Below are 23,107 nucleotides of genomic sequence, written 5' to 3' on the forward strand. Positions count from 1 at the left end.
TCACCACAGGCCCCACTCCGCGCTCGGAGCACTACCACCCATCAGCAGGATCGAGAACAACCTGCCTGGACATCACACCTAGGCCTCGAGCCGGACGTACGCGTCGGGAGCGAGCCGGTCGAAGCGACCCGGCTCGCAGGTCAGCACGATGATCTGCGTGGCGCCCTCCCGGGCGACCCGGTGGAGCGTCGCCATCATTCGCTGGCGCCGGATCGGGTCGGCGTAGCCGAGCGCGTCGTCGAGCACCACCGGCGCACCTGACTCCTCGCTCACGAGCCGCGCGGTGGCGATGCGACCCAGCACGCCCAGCTGCTCGCGTGCGCCGCCGGACAGGGAGCCGAACGGGACGGTGCGACCGTCCAGCGTGCGGCTCACGATGGCGAGTTCGTCGCTGATCTCGACGTCGAAGCCCTCGCCGAAGACCGTGCGTCCGAGGTCGACGATCGCCTCGCGGAACGGACGGACATACCGTTGCCGTGCCTTCTGCGCGTGGTCTGACAGGGTCTGGTGCAAACGGCGCGCGGCGCGTGCCCGCGCATCGAGCGACGCCCAGCGACGCTCGAGGTCCGCGACCTTCTCGGCCGCGCGGTTCGCCGCATCCTGCAGACCGTCGCGGCCCAGCAGCTCCAATTGCGCATCGACGCCGACCAGTTCCTCGGCGAGCTGTTGAGCGCGTCGTTCGGTGGAGCCGAGTACCTCCTCGGCCGTCGCGAGGTCGGCGGCGATCTGGTCCGCTCCGTGCTCGCGCAGATCGCGGTCGAGCGCCTCGACGGTCGCGAGCGCCTGGGCATGGGCCTCGTCAGCACGCGCGAGCCCGGCCTCGACCTCCTCGTCGCTCGCCTCGGCGCGTGCTGCCTCGAGGACGAGGGCCGCCCGCTCGCACCGAGCCCGCGCCTGCACGACGTCGGCGTCGGCCGACGCCACCCGTTCGCGGAGAGCCTGCGCGAGGGCGGCACGACGAGCACGCTCCTGGCGGGCGAGCTGGGAGTCGCGCACGACCTGCTCGTACCGCTGCTTGGCGACCTCGTATCCGGCGCGGGCTTCGGCCGTCTCCGGGACGTCGTCCACCTGCGTGCGACGTTGACTCAAGGCGGCCACCTCGGCGGCGAGCTCCGCCTCCGTGGCCCCGTCGAGGACGGCCCGCAACGCGGCGGCAGCCGCGTCGACCTGTCGCCGTGCCTCGTCACGTCGCGCGGCGCGCTCGCGAGCGTCGTCGAGATCCGTCACCCCAGCCTGGGCGAGGAGGCGGCGGTAATCCTGCTGGGCGGCCTCGGCATCGTCGGCCCGTTCGGCGATCTGGGCATCGGGAGAGACGGTGATGCGGACCCCGTCGGGGAGTTCGACGACCGTCGGACGCAACGCCGCGATCTGCGCGGTGTCGCCCTCCATGGCGACGCCGTCCAGCACGGGGACGGTCTCGCCGAGCCGTTCCACGAGGATCTGCGGTGCGCCGGTGAGGCTGCGCGCCTCCGCGGTGCGCCACGCGGTGTGGGCGTCCACGAGCGCGGTGAGAACGTCCGCGGTGACCGTGTGAGAGGCCAGCGACTCGGACGCTTCGTTGAGCTGGCGCACCGCCTCGTGGGCCCGCTCGAGCCGTTCGTGCGCTCGTCGCCATTCCGATTCCGCGCGCGCCGCGTCCAGGCGGGCGGCGGCGTCGTCGAGTGCCTCGCGTGCCTGATCGATCGCGCCGTCGGGGTCGTCAGGCATCGGCGCGGACTCCAGCTTCGCCAGCTCGCCGCGCGCGATGTCGGCGGTCTGCTCAGCCAGCGCCAGCGCCTCCTGCGCTGCCGCGAACTCCTCGAGCAGCTCGGCCCGGCGCTGCTGCGCCCGTCGTGCTGCCAGCGCACTCTGCTCGGCGCCGTGGGCGACCTGACGCGCCTCACGGCACTCGTCGCGCAGCTGGTCGAGCGCGTCGGAGCGATCGCGCAGGTTCTGCGCCTCCTTGCGCTGGTCCGCGAGCTCGCCGTCGAGGTCGTCGCGGCGCAGACGGAGACGCTCGTGCCGCTCGACGAGCCGCATGACGCTCTCGACCTCCGCGCGCGCCTGCCGCTCCTGCTCGATCGCTGTGTCGAGCGACTCGCGCAGGCGGGCGTACTCGCCGGTCGGCCGTCCCGTGGCGGTGAAGTACGTGAGGTACTCGGCCTCCACGCGAGCCAGTAGGTCGGCATGGACCTCGGCACCTTCGCCGGCGTCGCGTTCGGCGAGGGCGAGATGCAGCGGTTCGAGATCAGCGAGCACCGGCTGGTCCAATGGCTGGCCCTGAACGAGGTGGAGCGCGCGCCACAGCTCGGCGTCGACCGTCTCGGCGAAGATCGCCGACGCCCGGTCGTGGGCGGCATCGCCGGTGTGGCTCTCGGCCGTCGGCGTGTGGACGGTCAGCTGCGTCGTGCCCTTGCGTCCGAAGGTCTTGGCGTAGACGAGGTGATAGGGCCCGGTGCGCAGCTCGACCTCGACCCGCGGGTCGGCCTGGACATGCGTGGGCCGGACCGCGCGAACGTCAGCCGCCTGCGACGACGCCTTGAAGTCGCGCACCAGCCGCAGCGCCTCGGCGATGGAGGACTTGCCCGCCTCGTTCGGGCCCTCGACCAGCGTCACGCCCCGCTCGGCGAAGACGATCTCGCGAGGTCCGTCGATGCCCCGGAAGTTCTCCAGAACCATGCGCAGCACCCTCATGCGGGCCCCCGCACCGTTCCGCCGACCAGGCGGTACAACAGCCCTAGCGCGTCGCGGGACTCCTGCGCGTGCTCCCCGTCGAGCTGTGCCACGAGGTCGTCGACCGCGTCGGCGGCGAAACCGGTCAGACCCAGCTCGCGGAACTCCTCGTCATCGGGCCGGACGGCGAGGTCGGTATGCCGTTCCCACACGCGCACGGCCGCGAACCGGTCGGCGCTCTGCTCGAGCAGCGCGTCGAGGCGCGCCTTCTCCCCCACGGTGAGCGTTCCGGTGAGGACGAGCCGCACGGCGGTCAGGTGCTTGTCCTCGATGGCCTCCAACTCGGCCTCCAGCAGGTCGAGGTCGTCCACGCCGTCGACGGGCGCGTCGAGAGTGCGGAACGACCACCGCCCGACGCGCACGGGGGTGACGGCGACCTCGTGGCTGTCGTCGTCGACCTCGACGAGCAGGACATGCCCCGGATCGGTCTCGCGGTGGCGCGTGGCCTCCGGTGCTCCGGGGTACCACAGACGGGGCGCGACCTCGGTGCAGGAGTGCCGGTCGCCGAGGATGGCGACGTCGACCCGACGCTCCTCCAGCGCCCGGACGAGCGCCTCACGATCGATGAGGGCGGGGTCGACCCGGTCGATGCCGAGCAGCCCGCCGTGGCCCACGAGGACGCGGATGCGTGCGGGCTCCGGACGCACCTCCGCGAGCGCGCCGGCCACCAGATCCTCGAGCGGGAACTTGGTGAACCACGGCGCCGCCACCACGTCGACGCCGTCAGCGACCTCGTGGACGCCCGCCGCGTCCAGGACGTGCACGTGATCGGGACGGGCCTCCACGAACTCGCGAGCCCGGTAGATGCTCGCGGCGTCCAGCGGGTCGTGGTTCCCCGGCAGCAGGTACACCGGCACGCTCCACTCGCGCAGCGCGTCGAAGGTGCGCGCCACGACCGAACGGTGCAACTGGTTGGCGTCGAAGACGTCGCCGGCGACGACGACGAACTGCGCGTCGTGATCGTGGGCGACCGCGCCGATCCGGCGCAGCACCTCGATGCGGTCCTGGGCGAAGCGTGCGCGCGCTTCGTCGGGCAGGAAGGCCGCCGGCATCCCCAGTTGCCAGTCGGCGGTGGCCACGAAGCGCATGACTCGACGATAACGAGCGGCGATGACAGAACCGGGAAGGCGCGTTGGTGGCCTCGCTAGTGTCGAGAGCATGGCGCGGAAAGGACTCTTCGGGGAGCTGTCGGCGCTCCAGCTCATCGCCGGTGCGCTGGCCGCGATGACCTCGGCCTGGCTGGCCTCCTGGCTCGGCGTGGCGGGAACGCTCATCGGCGCGGCCGTCGGCAGCGTGGTGGCCGGTCTGGCGACGACGCTGTACTCGGCGAGCCTGCAGCGCGGCATCGAGAGGAGCAAGACGCTCCTGGTCACCGAGCAGGGCAGCGTCGTCGAAGGCGCATCCGGCGGCGAGGAGTCGGTGGTCGAGGCCGAGTCCGTGACCGAGGACCACCCTGAGCCCCGCTCGGACTGGAAGGCGCTGCTGGCCCGCGTCAACTGGAAGACGGTGGCCCTCGTGAGCGCGGCGACGCTGCTCATCGCCGTCGCGGTGATCGGCGCGTACGAGGTGGTCAGCGGCAGGTCGTACGGGAACGAGTCGAACTCGCGCATCGTGCCGACCAGCGTGAGCCGCGACGGCGGCCCCACGCCGCAGGGCCCGACCGCTCCGGCGCCCACGCCGACGGCGACCAGCCTGCCCACCGAAGACGCCCCGAGCACCACGCCCGAACCGTCGGCGACCCCGACCCAGGAGCCGACGGCCGAGGCGCCTCAACTGCCGACGCCCACACCGACGCTCGGGGAATCTTCTCCGACCCCGTGACGTTGAGCTGAGCGAGCCTGGAAGGAGGCGCTGTGACCATCTACATGAAGCCCACCCTGACCGACGAGAAGATCGCCGCGATGGGCCTGTTCGACGCCTTCCGCCTGGCCGAAGAGCTCGTGGAGTCGCGGTACCCCCGCGAGGCCGCCCGCGTCCTCGGCCCGGTGTTGGAGGCCGAGCCCTCCAACGCTGCGGCCTGGGAGCTGTACGGACGTGCTCAGTTCGCAGCCGCACTGCTCGGACCCGCCGAGGACGCGTTCCGCCGGCTCGTCGAGCTGGAGCCGACGAGTGCCTGGGCGCAGACCGCCCTGGGTCTGACGCTCGACCGGCAGAGCCGCCACCGTGAAGGAGCGGTTCACCACCGCATGGCCGCCGCGATGGGGGCCAACGAGCGCGACGCCACCCGCGTCGAGCTCGTCGACAAGCCGATCGTCTGATCGGTGGAACCTGCCTGGATCGGCGCGGCCACCGCCGCCCTCACCGGGCGGCGCGTCCGGGCAGTCCGCCTGCACCGGGACACGTCCGGGATCACCGAGTCGATCGGTCGTCCGTTCGGCCCGGGGATGGTCGCCACCGCCGTCGCCGGGTACACGTTCCCGCCGGTCCTCGGCGCGTTCATGATGCTGCTGGTGCTCGCCGGACGCAGCACGTGGGCATGGTGGATGGTCTTCGCGATCCTCGCGGGGATGATCCTCGTCATCCGGACCTGGTTCGGTCTGCTGGTGTTGGTACCGGCCGCCGCCGCGGTCTGGCTCCTGCAGACGCGGGTGCCCGACCCGGCGTGGGCGGAGACGGCCGGATTCGCCGCAGCATGGTTCCTCGCGGCCGGCGGGCTGCGCGCCACGCTCGAGCTGTGGGGGCACCGGCGGCGCTCGCGCAGCCGGACCAGTGACGCGGACGTCCTCGCCCAGCTCACTCCCCTGCCGGCGGTCGTCTGGAACGCCCTGTTCGCGACCGTCGCCGCGCTCTCCCTCTCCATCTGCTGGCTTGGCGTGATGGGACACTAGACGGCGTGTTCACCATCGGCAGCCGCCTCGACGATGCGCCCGGTCGCTCCGGCGTCATCACGACCCCGCACGGGCAGATCCGCACGCCCGCGTTCATTCCCGTGGGCACACGCGCGACCGTCAAGGCCGTCCTCCCCGAGCACATGGCCGAGCTGGGGGCGCAGGCACTCCTGGCGAACGCCTACCACCTGTACCTGCAGCCCGGTTCCGACATCGTGGACGAGGCCGGCGGACTCGGCCGCTTCATGAACTGGCCGGGGCCGACCTTCACCGACTCGGGCGGTTTCCAGGTCATGAGCCTCGGCGTCGGGTTCAAGAAGACCCTGTCGATGGACAGCAGCCGCGCGACGGCCGACGACGTCATCGCCAGCGGCAAGGAACGACTCGCCCACGTCGACGACGACGGGGTGACGTTCAAGAGCCACCTCGACGGCAGCACGCACCGGTTCACCCCGGAGATCTCGATGCGCATCCAGCACGAGCTCGGGGCGGACATCATCTTCGCCTTCGACGAACTCACCACGCTCATGAACACGCGCGGCTACCAGGAGGAGGCGCTCGCCCGCACGCAGGCCTGGGCGCAGCGATGCGTCGTCGAGCACGAGCGACTGACCCGCGAGCGCAGCGACAAGCCGTATCAGGCGCTCTTCGGCGTCGTCCAAGGCGCGCAGTACGAGGATCTTCGCCGCAAGGCCGCGCGCGACCTGGCGAGCCTGCCGTTCGACGGCTTCGGCATCGGCGGGGCCATCGAGAAGGAGAATCTCGGGACCATCTGCCGCTGGGTGGTCGAGGAACTGCCGGAGGACAAGCCGCGACACCTCCTGGGCATCGGCGAGCCCGACGACTTCTTCGCCGGCGTCGAGAACGGGTGCGACACCTTCGACTGCGTGGGTCCGTCACGCGTCGCGCGGTCCTCGCGGGTCTACACGCGGACCGGACGGTACAACCTCAACGTCGCCGCTTCACGCCGGGACTTCGGCCCGATCGACGACGAGTGCGACTGCTACACGTGCGCGCACTACACGAAGGCGTACCTGCACCACCTGTTCAAGACCAACGAGATGCTCAGCGCCACACTCTGCACGATCCACAACGAGCGCTTCACCGTGCGGCTCGTCGACGACATCCGCGCCTCGATCGAGGACGGCACGTACTGGGAGTTCAAGGCCGAGACCCTCGGGCGGTTCTACGGTGCGTGAGAGGATGCAGGCATGAGTTCGCAGGCAACCTCACCAAAACCTGCCGTGCGCTTCGCCTCGCGCGGTTCCTCGCACTACGACGTCGCGCTCGCGATGTTCTGCGTCGTGCTCATCGTCTCGAACATCGCCGCCACGAAGGGCATCGAGATCGGCAGCGGGAGCCTCGCACTCGGGCCGGTCCAGCTGTGGCCGATCGTCACCGACGGCGGCGCGATCCTGTTCCCGGTCGCCTACATCCTCGGCGACGTCATCGGCGAGGTGTACGGCTTCGCCGCGGCGCGCCGCGCGATCGTCGTCGGCTTCGCGATGGCCGTGCTGGCCTCGGTGACGTTCTGGCTCGTCCAGCACGCTCCGGCGGCCTCCTTCTATGAGAACCAGGCGGCGTTCGAGTCCGTCGTGGGTCCGGTCGCGCAGATCGTCCTGGCGAGCCTCGCCGGCTACGTGGTCGGGCAGTTCCTCAACGCGTGGGTGCTGGTGGCGATGAAGCGCCGCACCGCGGAGAAGGGCCTGGTCGCTCGCCTCATCGCCTCCACCGGCGTCGGCGAGATCGCCGACACCCTCATCTTCTGCGCCATCGCCGCCACGGCCATCGGCATCGACTCCTTCGGCGTCTTCCTCAACTACTTCGTCGTCGGCGTGCTGTTCAAGGTCGCCGTCGAGATCATCGTCATGCCGGTCACGGTCACCGTGATCGGTTGGCTGAAGCGCCGCGAGCCGACGTACTGGGACGCGGAGACCACGCCATGACCATGCCCGCCTTCACCGACGTGCTCGTCGTCGGCGCCGGTCCCGCCGGCTCGGCGGCCGCCGCATGGACGGCGCGCCTCGGACTCGACACCGTGATCGCCGACGCGGCCAGCTTCCCCCGGGACAAGACCTGCGGTGACGGGCTCACGCCGCGTGCGATCGCCGAGCTCGACCGGCTCGGACTCGGCGACTGGGTGCGCGGCCACACCGTCAACCGCGGCCTGCGCGCTGCCGGGTTCGGTCAGGAACTGCTGCTCCCATGGCCCGGCGGTTCGCTGCCCGATCACGGTTCCGCCGTCCCCCGCACGGAACTCGACGACCGCATCTTCCGCACCGCGCTGGCCGCCGGCGCCCGACCGCTGGAAGGCGCCCGCGCCGTCGACGCCGTCCGCGACGAGCGTGGCCGGGTGACCGAGGTCGTGTTCCAGCTCGGAGCGGACAAGCAGGAGCACCGCGTGATGTGCCGGCGGCTCATCGTCGCGGACGGCGTTCGGTCGCCGCTCGGGCGCGTCCTCGGGCGCGAGTGGCACCGCGAGACCGCCTACGGGGTCGCCGGCCGCAGCTACGTCAAGTCCGGCCGCAGCGACGACCCGTGGATCTCGTCGCACCTCGAGCTGCGTGGCGAGGATGGCGAGCTGCTGCCCGGTTACGGGTGGATCTTCCCGCTCGGCGACGGCGAGGTGAACCTCGGTGTCGGCGCTCTCGCCACGGCCAAACGTCCTGCGAGCGTGCAGATCCGACCGTTGATGGAGTACTACGCCTGGCTGCGACGCGAGGAGTGGGACCTGGGCGCCGACCTGCGCCTGCCCACCTCGGCCTTGTTGCCGATGGGCGGTGCCGTCTCCGGTGTGGCCGGACCCAACTGGGCGCTCGTGGGCGACGCTGCCGGGTGCGTCAACCCCCTGAACGGCGAAGGCATCGACTACGGTCTCGAGACCGGTCGCGAGGCCGCCGAGCTCCTCGCGACCGGCGCCGATCTCGCGGCAGCCTGGCCCGCCCTGCTGACCCGGCACTACGGTGAGGCGTTCTCGATCGCCCGGAGACTGGCGGGACTGATCACGGTTCCGCGGCTCCTGCCGACTCTCGGCCCACTCGGCATGCGCAGTCACGCGCTGATGACGATCGCGCTGCGGGTCATGGGCAATCTCGTCACGGACGAGGATCGCGACGCTGTCGCCCGCGTCTGGCGTTGGGCCGGTCGGCGGTCTATCGCGCTCGACGAGCGTCCACCCTTCAGCGACTGAGCCGCATCCCGCGCTCCGCAGTAGCGTAAAGGACATGACGACTTCGCCGCTGCTGGAACTGAACGACGGTCACCGGATGCCCCAGCTGGGCTTCGGCACCTACGGCATCGACGACCCGGACACCTTCGTCGCCGCGATCGATGCCGGCTACCGGTTGCTCGACACGGCCAAGCGCTACGAGAACGAGTCCCAGGTCGGTCAGTGCGTCGCCGCATCCTCGGTGCCGCGCGAGGAACTCTTCGTGACCACGAAGGTCCCCGGTGACGACCAGGGTTACGAGAGCACCTTGGCGTCGCTGGAGAGTTCCCTCGAGCGGCTGGGGCTGGACTACGTCGACCTGTACCTCATCCACTGGCCGCTCCCCCGCGTCGACCGTTACGTCGACACGTGGCGGGCGATGATCGATCTGCGCGAGCGCGGTCTCACGCGATCCATCGGCGTCTCGAACTTCCTGCCGGAGCACGTGGACCGGCTGATCGAGGAGACCGGCGTCGTCCCGGCGGTCAACCAGATCGAGCTCCACCCCTACTTCCCGCAGGCCGAGCAGCGCGCGGCCGACGCCGACCGCGGCATCGTCACCCAGAGCTGGAGCCCGTTGGGGCGCAAATCCGACCTGCTCGACCACCCGACGATCCGCACCGTCGCGCAGAAGCACGAGGTCGACCCTGGCCGTGTCATCCTGCGCTGGCACGTGCAGCTGGGGGTCGCCCCCATCCCCAAGTCCGCCACGCCGGAGCGTTTCCGCGGCAATCTCGACGTGTTCTCCTTCGAGCTCGACGAGGACGACATGAACCGCATGGCCGATCTCGACAACGGCGGCCGCATCGGCGGCGACCCCCGCACCCACGAGGAGTTCTGACCCCGCATCACCGGCCCCGCCGCGCTGTCGGGGCCGGCCGGTAGCCTCGCTACGTGCTTCGCATCGCCACCATCAACGTCAACGGAATCCGCGCAGCCCTCCGCAAGGGGATGCAGACCTGGCTCGACGAGGCCGATGCCGACGTCGTGACGCTGCAGGAGGTGCGCTGCCCCGACGAGCTCGTTCACGAGCTGTTGAAGGGTTCGGGGTACACGATCGCGCACACCGAGGCGGCGGCCAAGGGACGCGCAGGAGTCGCCGTAGTCAGCCGCCTGCCTGTCACGGCCACGCGAATCGGCAACGGCGACCCGTACTTCGATGACGCAGGCCGGTGGATCGAGGCCGATATCACCCTGTCCGACGGCAGCACGCTCACCACCGCCTCCGTCTACGTGCATTCCGGCGAGGCGGGCACGCCGCGCCAGGACGACAAGTACCGGTTCCTCGACCAGATGACCGTCCGCATGCAGGAGCTCAGCGCGGCCGGAAACCACGCGGTCATCACCGGCGATCTCAACGTCGGCCACACCGAGCGCGACATCAAGAACTGGAAGGGCAACCGCACCAAGGCCGGCTTCCTGCCCGAGGAGCGTGCCTACTTCGACCGCTTCTTCGGCGAACTGGGCTGGGTCGACGTGCATCGCATGCTCGCGGGCGACGTCGACGGTCCCTACACCTGGTGGTCGATGCGCGGGCAGGCCTTCGACAACGACACCGGCTGGCGGATCGATTACCAGCTCGCGACCCACGAACTGGCGCAGGCGGCCAAGTCGGCGCGGGTCGACCGCGCCCCGAGCTGGGGCGAGCGCTGGTCCGACCACGCTCCGCTCGTCATCGACTACCTCCTCGCCGAATAGATACATAGCCTCGTGATATAACGAGGTTATGAATAGTGCCGATCCTGCTCCCGTCCTGCGGGAGCTGTCGCATGTGCTCGTGCGACGCACTCCGCGCGGCTCGCTGAGTCGTGCCGGGGCGAGCACGCTGAGCCAGCTCGAACGCTGCGGGCCGCAGCGGATCACCGTTCTCGCTGAACGCGAAGCCGTGAGCCAACCCGCCATGACCAATCTCGTCCAGCGCCTCGAGGGCGCCGGCCTGGTGCGCCGCGAGACCGATCCGGACGACGCGCGCGCGAGCCGCATCAGCATCACCGAGGCCGGACTCACCACGCTCTCCGCCCGCCGTCGGCTCTACGACGAGCTCATCGGCGCCACGCTCGACAAGCTCGACGACGCCGAACGCGCCGCGATCTCCTCCGCCCTGCCCGCCCTCACGCGATTCATCGAGATCCATGACCACCAACACTGACCACTCCAGCTCTCTCTTCCGTCAACCGCGCGCCGTCTACGCGGTCGCGTTCGCCTGCGTCATCTCCTTCATGGGCATCGGCCTCGTCGACCCGATCCTGCCTGCGCTCAAGACCCAGCTCGATGCCACCGAGAGCCAGGTGACCCTGCTGTTCACCAGCTATCTCGTGGTGACCGCGGTCGCGATGCTCGTCACCAACGCGGTCTCCAGCAGACTGGGCGCCAAACGCACGCTGATCATCGGCCTGGTGATCATCGTGACCTTCTCTGCTCTCGCCGGTTCGGCGTCCTCGATCGGCGGCATCGTCGCGTTTCGTGCCGGGTGGGGCCTGGGCAACGCGCTGTTCATCGCCACGTCGCTCTCGGCCATCGTGTCGAGTGCTCGCGGCGGCTTCGCCGGCGCCATCATCCTGTACGAGGCCGCCCTGGGTCTCGGCATCGCCGCGGGACCGCTCGTCGGCGGCTCGCTCGGCAGTCTCAGCTGGCGCGGACCGTTCTACGGCGTCGCCGCGCTCATGTCGATCGCGCTCGTCGCGACCGTGCTACTGCTTCCCGCGACGCCGAAGCCTCTCCACCCGACGTCCATCACCGCACCGCTGCGGGCCCTCACCCATCGCGGGCTGCTCACCGTCAGCATCGCGGCGCTGCTCTACAACTGGGGCTTCTTCACGATGCTCGGCTACGCTCCGTTCCCGCTCGAGCTCGGCGTCATGCAGCTCGGCTGGGTGTTCTTCGCCTGGGGTGTGCTCGTCGCGATCTTCTCGGTCATCGCCGCCCCGCGCCTGCAAACAGCCTTCGGCACCGCGCCGACGCTCTACGTCGTGTTCGGACTCTTCGCGGTCGACCTCGCGGTGATGGCCGCATTCACCGACCGTCAGTCCGTCATGGTGGCGTGCGTCGTGATCTCCGGCGTCTTCATCGGTGTCATCAACACCCTCGTCACCCAGGCCGTCATGTCGGTGTCGCCGGTCGAACGACCGGTCGCGTCCGCTGCTTACGGCTTCGTCCGCTTCATCGGCGGCGGTCTGGCGCCATTCGCCGCCGGCCATCTCTCTGCGGCTTTCAGTGTCCACGTGCCCTTCGCACTCGGCGCCGTGACCGTCGCCGTGGCCGTGGTGACCCTCGCCAGCGTCCACCGCATCCTCGTCGATGCGGATCGCGGGGTGGACGAGGACGGCCACCGGTCCCCCACCGACGACGCCGAGGTCGCCGGTGAGGTCGCCGACGAGTTCGGTGGAGCTCCGGGCGCCGTCGACGACGAGCTGCGCGCCCAGCATCGCTGAGCATGGCGAAGGGGGCGCGCCGTCCCCCCGGATGCGCGCCCCCTTCGGTTCAGGGGAGGGTCAGTTGAACTTGACCCTCAGGGAGGTGCCCTTCTCGTTGAGCACCTTCGCCTTGAAGCCCGTGGCCGGCAGCTTGACGCCGTGGTTGGGCAACTGTTCGAAGAAGTACTGCTTCGTGTCGTCGAACACCGGCTGAGCGTCCTGGCCCCGGATGTAGCTGGGGACGCCGTCGGTGTGCAACGTCATCGAATCGGCCTTCCTCGTCGAGAACGGGGCGTCGTACATCTGGACGCGCGCCCGCCACGGCTGCCCGGTCGCGATGTTGATGATCGGGCGCGGATGCGCGTCGATGATCAGGTTGCGGCCCGACCCCGGATGCTGACTCTGGTTGTTGTCGGGCACCGAGGTGTCCCAGTACGAGATCAGCAGCCCCGTCTGGTAAGCGTAATGCTCGACCCAGTCCGGGCGCGTGTTCATGAAGCCGAAGTTGTACGGGCCGGTCTTGAGGTACTGGTCGTAGCTCGTGTACGAACGGTGCCCCATGATGTAGTAGTGGCTGGCCTCGGTCGTCGTGGTCGCCCCCACGACCGAGAATCCGTCGAACTGCCACAGTCCCGAATCGGTCTCCGCGTCGTCGGAGAGGATCTCGGTGTCGCCCGCCGTCACGGCCACGTCGTCCAGGAACAACCCGGGCATCGTGAGCCCACCGTCGGTCCGGTAGTGGAACCGGAACTGGATCGTCTGCCCGTCGAACTGGTCGAGCGGCACCACCAGATCGGCCCAGTCGGACTGCTCACCGTCGATCGCCGGACGCCCGGCGGTGTCGGTGCCGATGGGCTCGCCGCCGATCGTCCCGTCGAGGTCGACCCAACTCTGGCCACCGTCGGTCGAGGCTTGCAGGTAGGCGTAGTCGTAGCCCTCCTCGATCGAGTACCGGATCTTCGACGTGAGCTGCGCTCCCGTCGCCTCGGTGAGGTCGAGCTCAGTCGTCATCGACGACACCAGGTCGTCCCCCGCCCCGGAGAAGAACTGCCGCTCGCCGGAGGCCGGCGCGCCGTTGTCGGTCACGACCTCCTTCTTCGGCAGGACCACGACGGCCGCCTGCGGCTTCTTCGTGTTGTACTCCTGCGGACCGAGCTCGAGGACCCGTTTGTCGGTGTGAAGCAGGGCCTCGTAGTCGAGCCAGCCCATCTGCAGCTTCTCCCACGCCCCGAGGTCGCCCGGCCGGGTACCGAGCGGCTCGCCTTCGGCGTTCAACCGGCTCTGCGCCATCAGCGTCCAGTACTCGTTGCTGTTGTCGCCGCCGCCGGACGTGTCGTAGGCGTCGGGCAGACCGAGGTCGTGCCCGTACTCGTGAACGAAGACCGAGAGCCCGCCGTTCTCGGGCTGGACCGTGTAGTCACCGACCCAGATGCCCGTGTCCCCGATCTCGGCACCGCCGAGCGGGTTCTGCTCCGGGCCCGTGAGCCCGGCGTTGGTGCCGAACGCGTACCAGCGATGCGACCAGATGGCGTCCTCGCCGTACATCGGATCGCCGTCCTCTTCGCCGCCGCCCGCGTGCACGATCTGGAAGTGGTCGATGTAGCCGTCCGGCTCGTTGAAGTCGCCGTCGCCGTCGAAGTCGTACCGGTCCCACTGGTCGTACTCGGCGAGCGCCGCACGAATCTGCTCGTCGGTCTGGCCCGCAGCGCGCTGATCCTCGACCCACTGGTTGACCGCGTCTTGCACGAGGTTCCACGCGCCCGCGTCCTCGCGTCCGTATCGGGCCTGGTTGTAGGGCACCTTCACCCAGTCCGAGACGGTGCCGTCGACGGTGTACCGCCCGGACGACTGGGTCTCGTAGTACGTCTTGACCGACTCGACGCCCTTGCCGGTGCCGAAGTAGATCTCCTCGTAGTGCTCGCGGTTGAAGTCCTTTTGCCAGACTGTGGAGTTGTCGTTCGGCCCGGGCTCGGGGATCTGGTTGTGCAGCGGTCCGTCGAAGCGCTGGGGTCCGGGGGTGTCGGGGTCGGTGTCCTGGTCCGGATAGTCGGGGTGACGCTCGTCGCCGAACTCGGCCAGGATCACGAAGATCTTGTCGGCTCGCTCCTGCGAGAGTTCCACGTACTGGTCCTGGTGCTTGTCCTTGCCCTTGCGCGCCATCTGCTGGCGGGCGCGCGGGTTGGACTGCGCCGCGACCTCAGCAGGCGAGCCTGACTCCCCCACTTTGAGCACCGTGCTGCCGCCGCGCTGTTCGGGCGTGGCCTCGCCGCTCACGACGTCAGCGACCGCTGCCTCCCGCAGTTCGCGCCGCTTGTCCTCCAGCGGATGCGGGAAGTCGTCGACCTTCGACGTCGCATCCGGTCCGGCCACGGGCGGAGCGGGCTCGGCGGCGACGGGCGCGGACCAAGCCAGCGATCCCGAAGCGACGAGTCCGAGCCCCACGAGGCCCGTCATCATGCGTTTCACAATGTCCTCCTTGACGAGGATCCCCCGAATGGTGGATCTGCGATCTGGCGCCGACCACTGCCGGCTCCACCAGGCGACGTCCTCGTGAGACGCGCGCCACGGCACACGGTACGACCCGATCACCGTGCAATGGCAGTCTTGACTTCCGCATCGAGTAGTCGTATCGGACTAGTTCGCGTAGCCCGAACCGGCAGCGGTCGCGATAGTTCACCTGATGTTGACGTGGGCGAACGCGGGACGCTACCCAGATGGGGCTCCGGTCGCATAAGGTGGTGCCAGTTGCACGACGTTGGACCAGATGAATGCAGTACCCCAGCCGGGGTGAGTTCCTCTCGCGGTTGGATGTGCGTCGCGACCGCCGGTCACGAAACCGCGATCGGCCTTCGCCTAGAAGAATCGAAAGAGGAGTAACACCATGGCTACCGGAACCGTCAAGTGGTTCAACGCCGAGAAGGGCTTCGGCTTCATCGCTCCGGACGACGGCAGCGAGGACGTGTTCGCGCACTACACCGCGATCCAGGCGAGCGGCTACCGCTCGCTGAACGAGAACCAGAAGGTCGAGTTCGACGTCGAGCAGGGCCAGAAGGGCCTCCAGGCCGCGAACATCCGCCCGCTGTGATCTCCGCGGGTTCACCCGCACTCACGACAGCACCCCCACTCGCTCGGCGAGTGGGGGTGCTGCTGTGTGAGGCGGGCGCCAGGAGGGAGGTCGTAGCGCCCGCCGAGGGAGAGTTCACGGGCCGCACCGGTGAGGGAGGGAGTGCCGGCGGGGCCCGACCCCCAAAGGGGAGGCTATCCTCATCTTTCCGCGTCCGACAACCCCTCCTGGACGACCACGCGGATCAATCGGTCGTCGCCCGCGCGCGGGGCGATGCGGCCGTCGGTGTTGCTCGTGGAGATCCACAGCGTGCCGTCAGGCGCGGCGGCGGCAGCGCGGATGCGACCGTACTCCTCGACGAAATGAGGCACCGGCGTCCCGGCGCGGTCGCGGTCGAGGGGCACGGACCACAACCGCTGCCCGCGCAGCGCTCCGAGATAGGCGGTGTCGCCGACGATCGCGAGCCCGGCGGGCGACGCCTCGTCCGTGGACCACGTGGCCGATGGCGCGACGAACCGCGGATCGTCCGACGTCCCCTCGACCTCGGGCCAGCCGTAGTTGCCGCCGGGCCGGATGAGATTGAGCTCGTCGGCGCCCTTCTCACCGAACTCACTCGCCCAGAGCCTGCCGTCGCTGTCGAACGCGAGCCCCTCGACGTTGCGGTGCCCGTACGACCACACCTCGTTGTCGAACGGGTTGCCCGGCGCAGGATTGCCGTCACGGTCGATCCGCAGGATCTTGCCGTTCAACGAGGAGCGGTCCTGTGCCAGCTCGGCCTGGGCCGCATCACCGACCGCGACGAACAGGTAGTCGGACTCCTCCTCGTAGAGCAGGGCGCCGCCCTGGTGGTTCTGGGCTTTGGCGAGCCCGGTGAGGATCGGCTCCGGTTCGCCGAGGGTGGTGCCGTCGAACGACATGCGCACGACCCGGTTGTCGATCGGACTCGTGAGGTAGGCGAAGACGGTGGTGTGGTTGGCGTCGACCGCGAGTCCCTGCAGTCCCCCCTCGCCGCCCGGTTGGACCCCGGGCACCTCGCCCACCCCGGTCACGGCGCCGTCTGTGCCGACTCTGACGATCGTCGCGCTGTCCCTTTGGGATACGAGTGCGCTGCCGTCTTCGAGGAACGCGATCGCCCAGGGCACGTTGAGCCCGCTGGCGACCTCGGCGTCGATTCGCGGCTCGACGGTGCGCACCTCAGCGCCGGCCGTCGGTGCGGGTGTGCTCGATGACGCCGGCGAGGTCGGTGGCGTCGACTCACTGGTGTTCTCGTGCTCCCGGTCGCCACTGCATCCGGCGAGAAACAGGGTCACGGTCGCGGCGGCCACGGCGGTGCGTTTCATGCCTCGATGATGCCGCGCTCGTCCGTCGCGGGCGCGGCGTGGGAATGCCCGGACGCGCCGATGCGTTGTACCGGGTGACACGATTCCTACGAGAGGCAGTCATGAGCACCATCGACCTGACCAAGGAGACCTTCGAGTCGACCGTCACCGGCGAGGGCATCACCCTCGTGGACTGGTGGGCCTCGTGGTGCGGTCCGTGCAAGCAGTTCGCGCCCGTCTACGACGCCGCGAGCGAGCAGCACACCGACGTCACGTTCGGCAAGATCGACACGGAGGCCGAGCAGGAGCTCGCCGCCGCCGCGCAGATCACGTCCATCCCCACCTTGATGGCCTTCCGCGACGGCATCCTCGTGTTCTCCCAGCCGGGCGCTCTGCCCGCCGAGGCGCTCGAGCAGGTCATCACCGCGGTGAAGGACCTCGACATGGACGACGTCCGCCGGCAGATCGCCGAGCAGCAGCAGGCCAGCAACTGATCGCCGCTCCCCGGCGTCAGTGATGACGAGGGGGCAGGGCACGATCGTCGTATGACGCGCGTGTCCTGCCCCCTTCTCCGTTCTCGCCTGAGTACCGCCGAGGAGGCTGCCGCCCTCATCAAGCCGGGCGACAACGTCGGCATGAGCGGCTTCACCGGGGCCGGGTACCCCAAGGCCGTCCCGACGGCCCTCGCCCGGCGGATCACCGAGGCGCACGAACGCGGCGAGGACTTCCGGGTCGGCCTGTGGACCGGGGCGTCCACCGCGCCCGAGGCGGACGGCGTCCTCGCCGAGGCACACGGCATCGGCACCCGACTCCCCTACAACTCCGACCCCACGCTCCGCGCGCTCATCAACGCCGGCGAGGTGGACTACGTCGACACGCACCTGAGCCACTCGGCTCCGCAGATGTGGTTCGGCTTCTACGGTCGGCTCAACGTGGCCGTCGTCGAAGTCACCGCCGCGCTCCCCGACGGCCTGCTGGTCCCGAGCAGCTCGATCGGCAACAACAAGACCTGGCTGGACCAGGCCGACGCCGTGATCCTCGAGGTCAACCACTGGCAGCCGCGGGAGTTCGAGGGATTTCACGACGTCTACTACGGAACGGCGCTCCCGCCGCACCGCAGGCCGTTGAATCTCGTGGACCCGATGGAGCGGATCGGCGAGCCCTATCTGCGCGTCGATCCGCAGAAGGTGGTCGCGGTCGTGGAGACGAACGCGCCGGACCGCAACTCGCCCTTCGACCCGCCGGGCGAGGCCTCCCGTGCCATCGCAGCGCATCTGCTCGACTTCCTGCGCCATGAGGTCGTCGCGGGGCGGATGCCCCCGCAACTACTTCCGCTGCAGTCCGGGGTCGGGAACGTGGCGAACGCCGTCCTCGCCGGGCTCGACGGAAGCGAGTTCAGCGGTCTGGTCGCCTATACCGAGGTGCTTCAGGACGCCATGCTCGACCTGCTCGACTCCGGGACCTTGCGCGCCGCCTCCGCCACCTCGTTCGGCCTCTCCGACACCGGCGTGCAGCGCTTCATGGAGAACATCGACGCGTACAAGGGCCGCATCCTGTTGCGCAGCGAGGAGATCTCGAACCACCCCGAGCTCGTGCGGCGCCTGGGCGTCATCGCGATGAACGGGATGATCGAGGCCGACATCTACGGCAACGTCAACTCCACCCACGTCATGGGCAGCGCGATCATGAACGGCATCGGCGGAAGCGGCGACTTCACGCGCAACGCCTACCTCAACTTCTTCCTGTCGCCCTCGACGGCCAAGGACGGAGCGATCTCCACGATCGTGCCGATGGTCAGCCACGTCGACCACACCGAGCACGACGTTCACGTGATCGTCACCGAGCAGGGGCTGGCGGACCTACGCGGCCTCTCCCCCACGGATCGGGCGGATCGGATCATCGCGAACTGCGCGCACCCGGATTTCCGGGATCGGTTGACCGACTACGTCGCCCGCGCCAAGGCGAGCAGGCCGACGGCCCGCCACACACCCCACCTGCTCGACGAGGCGTTGAGCTGGCACCAGCGCTACCTCGACACCGGCCACATGTAACCACCTCCCACTCCCGTCACCCGCCCCCGACCGCCCCTGACCGCGAGTGGCGCAAAGTGGGGCCATTGAGCACCGTTACGCCCCCACTTTGCGCCACTCGCTCCTCACTTTGCGCCGCTCGCGGGGCGTCGGCGCGGGGACTCCTGGCGATCGAAGCGAGCGAGACGACGCAGCAAGTCCGCGTAGCCTGACGGCGTGAAGGAGGAGCGGCGTAGTTCGTCGCGAATAACCGTGGTCGAATGCGATCCGGGAGTTCGTCCGAGCGCCTCGACCGCATCCGCCACAATCTGGTCCAACCCTCCGAGGATGTCGAGGTTCGAGTAACCGGCGCGGTCCACGCCGAACCGCTTGAGGGTCCGTTCGCGCTGCAAGGCCCGTTGAAACTCGCGCGGCGTCGCGTGATGCAGTCCGTCGTACTCGGGAAAACGCGACGTGCCGATCACCTGAAGGTCCATGCGGGGCCAACAGCTCGCCGTGGTCGTCGCGCACAGGCACCTGCGTCCGCACGGGGATGTTGCTGAGCACGCGCACGAGCCGCAGGACCGTCTCCCACGGCGATTCGCTGCGCGGATCTGCCAGTCCGAGTGCCTGGCGCAGCACCCGGACACCCCGCCGGCCGGGCACCATCGCCTCCCTGAGGCGCTCGAGAGTCGTCGCCCCCTGATGCAACGCACCGTCGATCAGGACGACGAGATCGAGGAGGCGCAGGTGCTCCGCGGCCTCGACGATCGTCCATTCCGGCGAGGACGTCGGGATTCCGTGCACCTCGGTCCGGTGATGCTGCGGGATCTCGCACCGCCGCACATAGACACCCCGGCGATCGTGGTGAGGCGCCGCGCCGTCGGTGCACGCGATGACTGGAAAGGGATCGATCCGCGGCAGCCACCATCCGCGCAAGCGGGCCGCAGTCAGGTGCGTGAAGACCGCGCCCTCGCTGAGCACCAAGCCGACGGCACGGCACCGTGCTCGCAGATCGTCGAACTCGACCTGTGGCAGCGCGACGCCGTTGACCGGATGTGCCCAACGCGCGTGCCGCAGCTGGTCGCGCGTGAGTCCGTGCTCGGCAGCGTCACCATGGCGAATCGCGGTCATGCCGCAAGGATCGACCAATCGCCGACCTGGTGCGCCGGGCTATCCACAGCGCCCGGCGAGTGGCGCAAAGTGCTGATCGAGTGGCGCAAAGTGGGGACAAATGGCTCGCCGACGGCCCCATTCTGCGCCACTCGCGGAGACCGGGGCGACGAGACCGAGCGGGCCGGGACCGACCGGGCCGGGACCGACCGGGCCGGGCCGGCGGTGACCGGAGTCAGGCGGTGATGAAGGAGCGCATGCCGACCGAGCCCATGTCGATCTCGGTGTTGAAGAACGTGACGTCCTCGTCAGCCTCGAGCAGGCTGAGCGCGGCGATCATCGGCCGGTAGTGGTCGTCGGTGGGGACGGCCAGTCGGGCGGCGTCCCAGTGCCGGTACGGGTCGACGAGGCGCGCGACGTCGCGACCGGCGATGGCCTCGGCGCTCGCGGCGTCGAACTCCTCGGCCCAGTCCCAGGCGCCGCCGCCGTGCCAGCGGATGGCACCGAGGTGGTGGACGATGTTCCCGCTGCCGATGAAGACGACACCGCGTCGGCGCAGCCGCCGCAGCCGCGCGAACAGCTCGTACAGCTGCGGCAGCGGCATCGCGTAGTCGACGCTGATCTGCAGCACCGGCACCTCGGGTGCCGGGGCGAGGTGGCGCAGAACGCTCCAGGTGCCGTGGTCGAGACCCCATTGACGGTCCAGTTGCGCTTCGTACGCGGCCAGTTCGCGGGCGAGGATCTGTGCCACGATCTCGTCGCCGAACGTCTCGTACTGCACCCGGTAGAGCTCGTCGGGGAAGCCGCCGAAGTCGTAGATGATCGGGTTGCGCGGAGCGTCGGTGATACGCGTCGTGCCGGGCGTGAGCCAATGGGCACTGACCACGACGATCGCCTGCGCGTCCGGCAGCTCCTGGCCGACCCGCACCCACTCGCGCGTGAACGCGTTGTCGCTGATCGCGTGCATCGGGTTGCCGTGCCCGACGAACAGCACCGGCATCCGTGGGCTCGCGACCAGCCGCTGCTCGAGATCTCCGATCGAGTACTCCGCCATGACACCGCCTAGATAGTTGATACTTCAACTATAGCAGTGTCAGCAGCAGCGTCCCCGCTGGTCGAGTTCACGATGCGCGGCCCGATGACGTTCGTATTCGCGGCGGCTCATCGGCTGACGACCCTCGCGGGCGCACTCCTCGCGGTACGCGTCCCAGCGCGCCTCGCCGGAGATCTCCCGGAGATACCAGCGCAGCCCCTCCACGGCGCGCGCGATCATCGACGCTCACCTGCTCGCTCGGCCTCCCACGCGCGCACCGCTTCCTTCTCCTGGGCCGTCGCGATGAAGTCGGCGGGCGCGACGATCCGGGACTCGACCTTCGGCGTCTCGGTGGTGGGGAGACCGCCGGCACGCCAGGCCTTCACCGCGACGACGACCGCGTTGACCACGATGACGATGACGAGCAGCGCGAAGGTCGCCTGCAGGATGCCGTTGAGGGTCGAGTTGAAGACGACCTGGTCCATCTGCCCCGCGTCGGCGGCCGGCGCGAGCACCTCCCCGGCGTCGCGCGCCTCGCGATAGCGCGAGGCCTGCGCGAAGTAGCCCAGCGCCGGATCGGAGCTGAACACCTTCTGGAAGCTCGCCGTCATCGTCACGATCAGATCCCACGTCAACGGGACGAGCGCGACCCACGCGTACTTCGCCTTGCCGTGTTTGAACATCAGGACGGCGCACACCGTGAGGCCGATGGCGGCCAGCAGCTGATTGGCGATGCCGAACAGCGGGAACAGCTGATTGATGCCGCCGAGCGGATCGCGGACGCCGACCCAGAGGATGTAACCCCAGGCGAGAACCACCAGGAAGCTCGCGGACCAGGCCGCCGGACGCCACGAGGTGTCCGCGTACCGCTTCCAGACGTTGCCGATCGTGTCCTGCAGCATGAAGCGGCCCACCCGCGTGCCCGCATCGACGGCGGTGAGGATGAACAACGCCTCGAACATGATCGCGAAGTGGTACCAGAACGCCTGCAGGTTCCCGCCGAACGCCTCGTGGAAGACCTGCGAGAGCCCGAAGGCGAGAGTCGGCGCACCGCCGGTGCGCGACACGAGCGTCTCCTCCTCGACTGCCTGCGCGGCAGCCTGCAGTTGGTCGGGCGAGATCGTGAAGCCCAGGTTGGCGACGAACTCCGCGGCGCCCTCGAACGTGCCGCCGGTGGCCCCGGCGGGGCTGTTCATCGCGAAGTACATGCCCTGGTCGATGACGCAGGCGGCGATGAGGGCGCTGATGGCCACGAACGACTCCATGAGCATGCCGCCGTAGCCGACCATGCGGACGTGGCTTTCCTTGGCGATCATCTTCGGTGTCGTGCCCGAGGAGATCAGCGCGTGGAAGCCCGACAGCGCACCGCAGGCGATGGTGATGAAGACGAACGGGAACAGCTTGCCGGCGAAGACGGGCCCGTTGCCCTCAGTGGCGAAACTCGTGACCGGCTCGGCCTGCAGCACGGGTGCCGCGATGACGAGCCCGACCGCCAGCAGGACGATCACGCCCACCTTCATGAACGTCGACAGATAATCGCGCGGGGTCAGCAGCATCCACACCGGCAGGATCGACGCGACGAAGCCGTAGACGACGAGGCAGATCACGAGCGTCTCAGGCGACAGCGTCAACGCGTCTCGGAGCCCCAGTTGATCCACGTACCCGCCGAGGATGATCGCCACGAGCAGCAGTGCGACGCCGATCGCGGTGACCTCCATGACCTTGCCGGGCCGCAGGTAGCGCAGGTAGAAGCCCATGAACAGCGCGATCGGAATGGTCAGCCCGATCGACAGCACGCCCCACGGCGATTCCGCCAGCGCATTGACGACGACGAGGGCGAGCACCGCCAGGATGATGATCATGATGGCGAAGACGGCGATGAGGGCCGCGACGCCGCCGACGACGCCGATCTCCTCGCGCACCATCTGACCGAGGCTCTTGCCGTCGCGCCGCATCGAGAAGAACATGACCACCATGTCCTGCACGGCACCGGCGAAGATGACGCCCACGATGATCCAGATCGTGCCGGGCAGGTAGCCCATCTGCGCGGCCAGCACCGGGCCCACCAGCGGACCGGCTCCGGCGATCGCGGCGAAGTGGTGCCCGAACAGGACGCGACGGTCGGTCACCTCGTAGTCACGACCGTTCTCCAGCCGTTCGGCCGGAGTGGCGCGCGTGTCGTCGACCTGGAGCACGCGTCGGGCGATGAACCGCGCATAGAACCGGTACGCGATGGCGTACGAGGCCAGGGCCGCGAACAGGATCCAGAGCGCTGACACCTCCTCTCCTCGGGCCAGCGCCAACACGGTCCAACACGCCGCTCCTACCAGGGCCACCCCGACCCAGAGCACACGGCTCGTCACCTGGTTCATGGCCGCAGTATGACTCACGTCACCCCCACCGCGCGA

At 69.3% G+C, this 23,107-nt stretch carries 22 protein-coding genes; 14 read left to right on the top strand and 8 right to left on the bottom strand.

Annotated elements, in window-relative coordinates:
• Window positions 1-78: 78 nt before the first annotated feature.
• Window positions 79-2,658: an ATP-binding protein gene (locus tag EHW97_RS11615; protein ID WP_166367495.1), complete on the bottom strand. Its 2,580-nt coding sequence runs from the start codon at window positions 2,656-2,658 to the stop codon at window positions 79-81.
• An 11-nt stretch (window positions 2,659-2,669) separates the two neighbouring features.
• A complete protein-coding gene (locus EHW97_RS11620; protein ID WP_124237343.1) occupies window positions 2,670-3,800 on the bottom strand; it encodes a metallophosphoesterase family protein in 1,131 nt (376 codons plus the stop codon).
• Between the two features lie 70 nt (window positions 3,801-3,870).
• Between EHW97_RS11620 and EHW97_RS11625 the strand changes: the two genes are divergently transcribed.
• Genes EHW97_RS11625 through EHW97_RS11670 form a run of 10 tightly spaced genes read left to right on the top strand, consistent with a single transcriptional unit; the run spans window position 3,871 to window position 12,179 of the window.
• On the top strand, window positions 3,871-4,533 hold the full coding sequence (locus EHW97_RS11625; RefSeq protein WP_124237344.1) for a hypothetical protein: 663 nt from the start codon (window positions 3,871-3,873) through the stop codon (window positions 4,531-4,533).
• A 32-nt stretch (window positions 4,534-4,565) separates the two neighbouring features.
• Window positions 4,566-4,970: a hypothetical protein gene (locus tag EHW97_RS11630; RefSeq protein WP_208002010.1), complete on the top strand. Its 405-nt coding sequence runs from the start codon at window positions 4,566-4,568 to the stop codon at window positions 4,968-4,970.
• A 3-nt stretch (window positions 4,971-4,973) separates the two neighbouring features.
• Complete coding sequence (locus EHW97_RS11635; RefSeq protein WP_124237345.1) at window positions 4,974-5,540, top strand: M50 family metallopeptidase; 567 nt, start codon at window positions 4,974-4,976, stop codon at window positions 5,538-5,540.
• A 5-nt stretch (window positions 5,541-5,545) separates the two neighbouring features.
• Window positions 5,546-6,739 carry a tRNA guanosine(34) transglycosylase Tgt gene (gene tgt, locus EHW97_RS11640; RefSeq protein WP_243696420.1) on the top strand — a complete coding sequence of 398 codons (1,194 nt, stop codon included), beginning with the start codon at window positions 5,546-5,548 and terminating at the stop codon, window positions 6,737-6,739.
• A gap of 12 nt (window positions 6,740-6,751) precedes the next feature.
• The gene (locus tag EHW97_RS11645; RefSeq protein WP_124237347.1) at window positions 6,752-7,486 is read left to right on the top strand and encodes a queuosine precursor transporter; all 735 of its coding nucleotides are present in this window, start codon (window positions 6,752-6,754) and stop codon (window positions 7,484-7,486) included.
• Window positions 7,483-8,730 (top strand): geranylgeranyl reductase family protein, encoded by a 1,248-nt coding sequence (locus EHW97_RS11650; RefSeq protein WP_124237348.1) that lies wholly within the window; start codon window positions 7,483-7,485, stop codon window positions 8,728-8,730. The genes EHW97_RS11645 and EHW97_RS11650 overlap by 4 nt, the downstream gene beginning before the upstream one ends.
• Window positions 8,731-8,764: 34 nt before the next feature.
• On the top strand, window positions 8,765-9,589 hold the full coding sequence (locus tag EHW97_RS11655; RefSeq protein WP_124237349.1) for an aldo/keto reductase: 825 nt from the start codon (window positions 8,765-8,767) through the stop codon (window positions 9,587-9,589).
• 53 nt (window positions 9,590-9,642) lie between these two features.
• The gene (locus EHW97_RS11660; protein ID WP_208002011.1) at window positions 9,643-10,446 is read left to right on the top strand and encodes an exodeoxyribonuclease III; all 804 of its coding nucleotides are present in this window, start codon (window positions 9,643-9,645) and stop codon (window positions 10,444-10,446) included.
• Between the two features lie 28 nt (window positions 10,447-10,474).
• Window positions 10,475-10,897 carry a MarR family winged helix-turn-helix transcriptional regulator gene (locus EHW97_RS11665; protein ID WP_124237350.1) on the top strand — a complete coding sequence of 141 codons (423 nt, stop codon included), beginning with the start codon at window positions 10,475-10,477 and terminating at the stop codon, window positions 10,895-10,897.
• Entirely contained in the window at window positions 10,881-12,179 is a 1,299-nt protein-coding gene (locus EHW97_RS11670; RefSeq protein ID WP_124237351.1) for an MFS transporter, read from the top strand. The genes EHW97_RS11665 and EHW97_RS11670 overlap by 17 nt, the downstream gene beginning before the upstream one ends.
• A 60-nt stretch (window positions 12,180-12,239) precedes the next feature.
• Here the strand turns inward: EHW97_RS11670 and EHW97_RS11675 are convergent, their stop codons facing one another.
• Window positions 12,240-14,618, bottom strand: coding sequence for an immune inhibitor A domain-containing protein (locus EHW97_RS11675; RefSeq protein ID WP_243696425.1), 2,379 nt, complete (start codon window positions 14,616-14,618; stop codon window positions 12,240-12,242).
• A gap of 424 nt (window positions 14,619-15,042) precedes the next feature.
• Here EHW97_RS11675 and EHW97_RS11680 point away from each other — a divergent pair, with 424 nt between their 5' ends.
• On the top strand, window positions 15,043-15,246 hold the full coding sequence (locus EHW97_RS11680; RefSeq protein WP_121794043.1) for a cold-shock protein: 204 nt from the start codon (window positions 15,043-15,045) through the stop codon (window positions 15,244-15,246).
• Between the two features lie 179 nt (window positions 15,247-15,425).
• Here the strand turns inward: EHW97_RS11680 and EHW97_RS11685 are convergent, their stop codons facing one another.
• Complete coding sequence (locus tag EHW97_RS11685; RefSeq protein ID WP_124237352.1) at window positions 15,426-16,565, bottom strand: PQQ-dependent sugar dehydrogenase; 1,140 nt, start codon at window positions 16,563-16,565, stop codon at window positions 15,426-15,428.
• 101 nt (window positions 16,566-16,666) lie between these two features.
• Here EHW97_RS11685 and trxA point away from each other — a divergent pair, with 101 nt between their 5' ends.
• Window positions 16,667-17,038 (top strand): thioredoxin, encoded by a 372-nt coding sequence (gene trxA / locus EHW97_RS11690; RefSeq protein WP_124237353.1) that lies wholly within the window; start codon window positions 16,667-16,669, stop codon window positions 17,036-17,038.
• 51 nt (window positions 17,039-17,089) lie between these two features.
• Window positions 17,090-18,595: an acetyl-CoA hydrolase/transferase family protein gene (locus EHW97_RS11695; RefSeq protein WP_124237354.1), complete on the top strand. Its 1,506-nt coding sequence runs from the start codon at window positions 17,090-17,092 to the stop codon at window positions 18,593-18,595.
• Between the two features lie 104 nt (window positions 18,596-18,699).
• On the opposite strand, the gene EHW97_RS11700 is transcribed toward EHW97_RS11695, so the two are convergent.
• Complete coding sequence (locus EHW97_RS11700; RefSeq protein ID WP_124237355.1) at window positions 18,700-19,050, bottom strand: hypothetical protein; 351 nt, start codon at window positions 19,048-19,050, stop codon at window positions 18,700-18,702.
• A 208-nt stretch (window positions 19,051-19,258) separates the two neighbouring features.
• On the opposite strand from EHW97_RS11700, the gene EHW97_RS11705 reads away from it, so the two are divergent.
• Window positions 19,259-19,912 carry a hypothetical protein gene (locus EHW97_RS11705; RefSeq protein ID WP_124237356.1) on the top strand — a complete coding sequence of 218 codons (654 nt, stop codon included), beginning with the start codon at window positions 19,259-19,261 and terminating at the stop codon, window positions 19,910-19,912.
• Here EHW97_RS11705 and EHW97_RS11710 read toward each other — a convergent pair.
• The 3 genes from EHW97_RS11710 to EHW97_RS11720 are packed head-to-tail and all read right to left on the bottom strand — an operon-like array spanning window position 19,902 to window position 23,071.
• On the bottom strand, window positions 19,902-20,720 hold the full coding sequence (locus EHW97_RS11710; RefSeq protein ID WP_124237357.1) for a dioxygenase family protein: 819 nt from the start codon (window positions 20,718-20,720) through the stop codon (window positions 19,902-19,904). The two genes, EHW97_RS11705 and EHW97_RS11710, sit on opposite strands and share 11 nt — an antisense overlap.
• 39 nt (window positions 20,721-20,759) lie before the next feature.
• The gene (locus EHW97_RS11715; protein WP_124237358.1) at window positions 20,760-20,939 is read right to left on the bottom strand and encodes a YbdD/YjiX family protein; all 180 of its coding nucleotides are present in this window, start codon (window positions 20,937-20,939) and stop codon (window positions 20,760-20,762) included.
• On the bottom strand, window positions 20,936-23,071 hold the full coding sequence (locus tag EHW97_RS11720; RefSeq protein ID WP_124237359.1) for a carbon starvation CstA family protein: 2,136 nt from the start codon (window positions 23,069-23,071) through the stop codon (window positions 20,936-20,938). The genes EHW97_RS11715 and EHW97_RS11720 overlap by 4 nt, the downstream gene beginning before the upstream one ends.
• Window positions 23,072-23,107 lie beyond the last annotated feature (36 nt).

The sequence above is a fragment of the Aeromicrobium camelliae genome, from assembly GCF_003850045.1.
Lineage (GTDB): Bacteria > Actinomycetota > Actinomycetes > Propionibacteriales > Nocardioidaceae > Aeromicrobium > Aeromicrobium camelliae.

Bases quoted from the DNA above. Each gene is read 5' to 3' on its own strand.
- EHW97_RS11615 (WP_166367495.1), bottom strand. From the start codon at position 2,658: ATGGTTCTGGAGAACTTCCGGGGCATCGACGGACCTCGCGAGATCGTC.
- EHW97_RS11620 (WP_124237343.1), bottom strand. From the start codon at position 3,800: ATGCGCTTCGTGGCCACCGCCGACTGGCAACTGGGGATGCCGGCGGCC.
- EHW97_RS11625 (WP_124237344.1), top strand. From the start codon at position 3,871: ATGGCGCGGAAAGGACTCTTCGGGGAGCTGTCGGCGCTCCAGCTCATC.
- EHW97_RS11645 (WP_124237347.1), top strand. From the start codon at position 6,752: ATGAGTTCGCAGGCAACCTCACCAAAACCTGCCGTGCGCTTCGCCTCG.
- EHW97_RS11650 (WP_124237348.1), top strand. From the start codon at position 7,483: ATGACCATGCCCGCCTTCACCGACGTGCTCGTCGTCGGCGCCGGTCCC.
- EHW97_RS11655 (WP_124237349.1), top strand. From the start codon at position 8,765: ATGACGACTTCGCCGCTGCTGGAACTGAACGACGGTCACCGGATGCCC.
- EHW97_RS11665 (WP_124237350.1), top strand. From the start codon at position 10,475: ATGAATAGTGCCGATCCTGCTCCCGTCCTGCGGGAGCTGTCGCATGTG.
- EHW97_RS11670 (WP_124237351.1), top strand. From the start codon at position 10,881: ATGACCACCAACACTGACCACTCCAGCTCTCTCTTCCGTCAACCGCGC.
- EHW97_RS11675 (WP_243696425.1), bottom strand. From the start codon at position 14,618: ATGATGACGGGCCTCGTGGGGCTCGGACTCGTCGCTTCGGGATCGCTG.
- EHW97_RS11680 (WP_121794043.1), top strand. From the start codon at position 15,043: ATGGCTACCGGAACCGTCAAGTGGTTCAACGCCGAGAAGGGCTTCGGC.
- EHW97_RS11685 (WP_124237352.1), bottom strand. From the start codon at position 16,565: ATGAAACGCACCGCCGTGGCCGCCGCGACCGTGACCCTGTTTCTCGCC.
- trxA (WP_124237353.1), top strand. From the start codon at position 16,667: ATGAGCACCATCGACCTGACCAAGGAGACCTTCGAGTCGACCGTCACC.
- EHW97_RS11695 (WP_124237354.1), top strand. From the start codon at position 17,090: ATGACGCGCGTGTCCTGCCCCCTTCTCCGTTCTCGCCTGAGTACCGCC.
- EHW97_RS11700 (WP_124237355.1), bottom strand. From the start codon at position 19,050: ATGGACCTTCAGGTGATCGGCACGTCGCGTTTTCCCGAGTACGACGGA.
- EHW97_RS11705 (WP_124237356.1), top strand. From the start codon at position 19,259: ATGCAACGCACCGTCGATCAGGACGACGAGATCGAGGAGGCGCAGGTG.
- EHW97_RS11710 (WP_124237357.1), bottom strand. From the start codon at position 20,720: ATGGCGGAGTACTCGATCGGAGATCTCGAGCAGCGGCTGGTCGCGAGC.
- EHW97_RS11715 (WP_124237358.1), bottom strand. From the start codon at position 20,939: ATGATCGCGCGCGCCGTGGAGGGGCTGCGCTGGTATCTCCGGGAGATC.
- EHW97_RS11720 (WP_124237359.1), bottom strand. From the start codon at position 23,071: ATGAACCAGGTGACGAGCCGTGTGCTCTGGGTCGGGGTGGCCCTGGTA.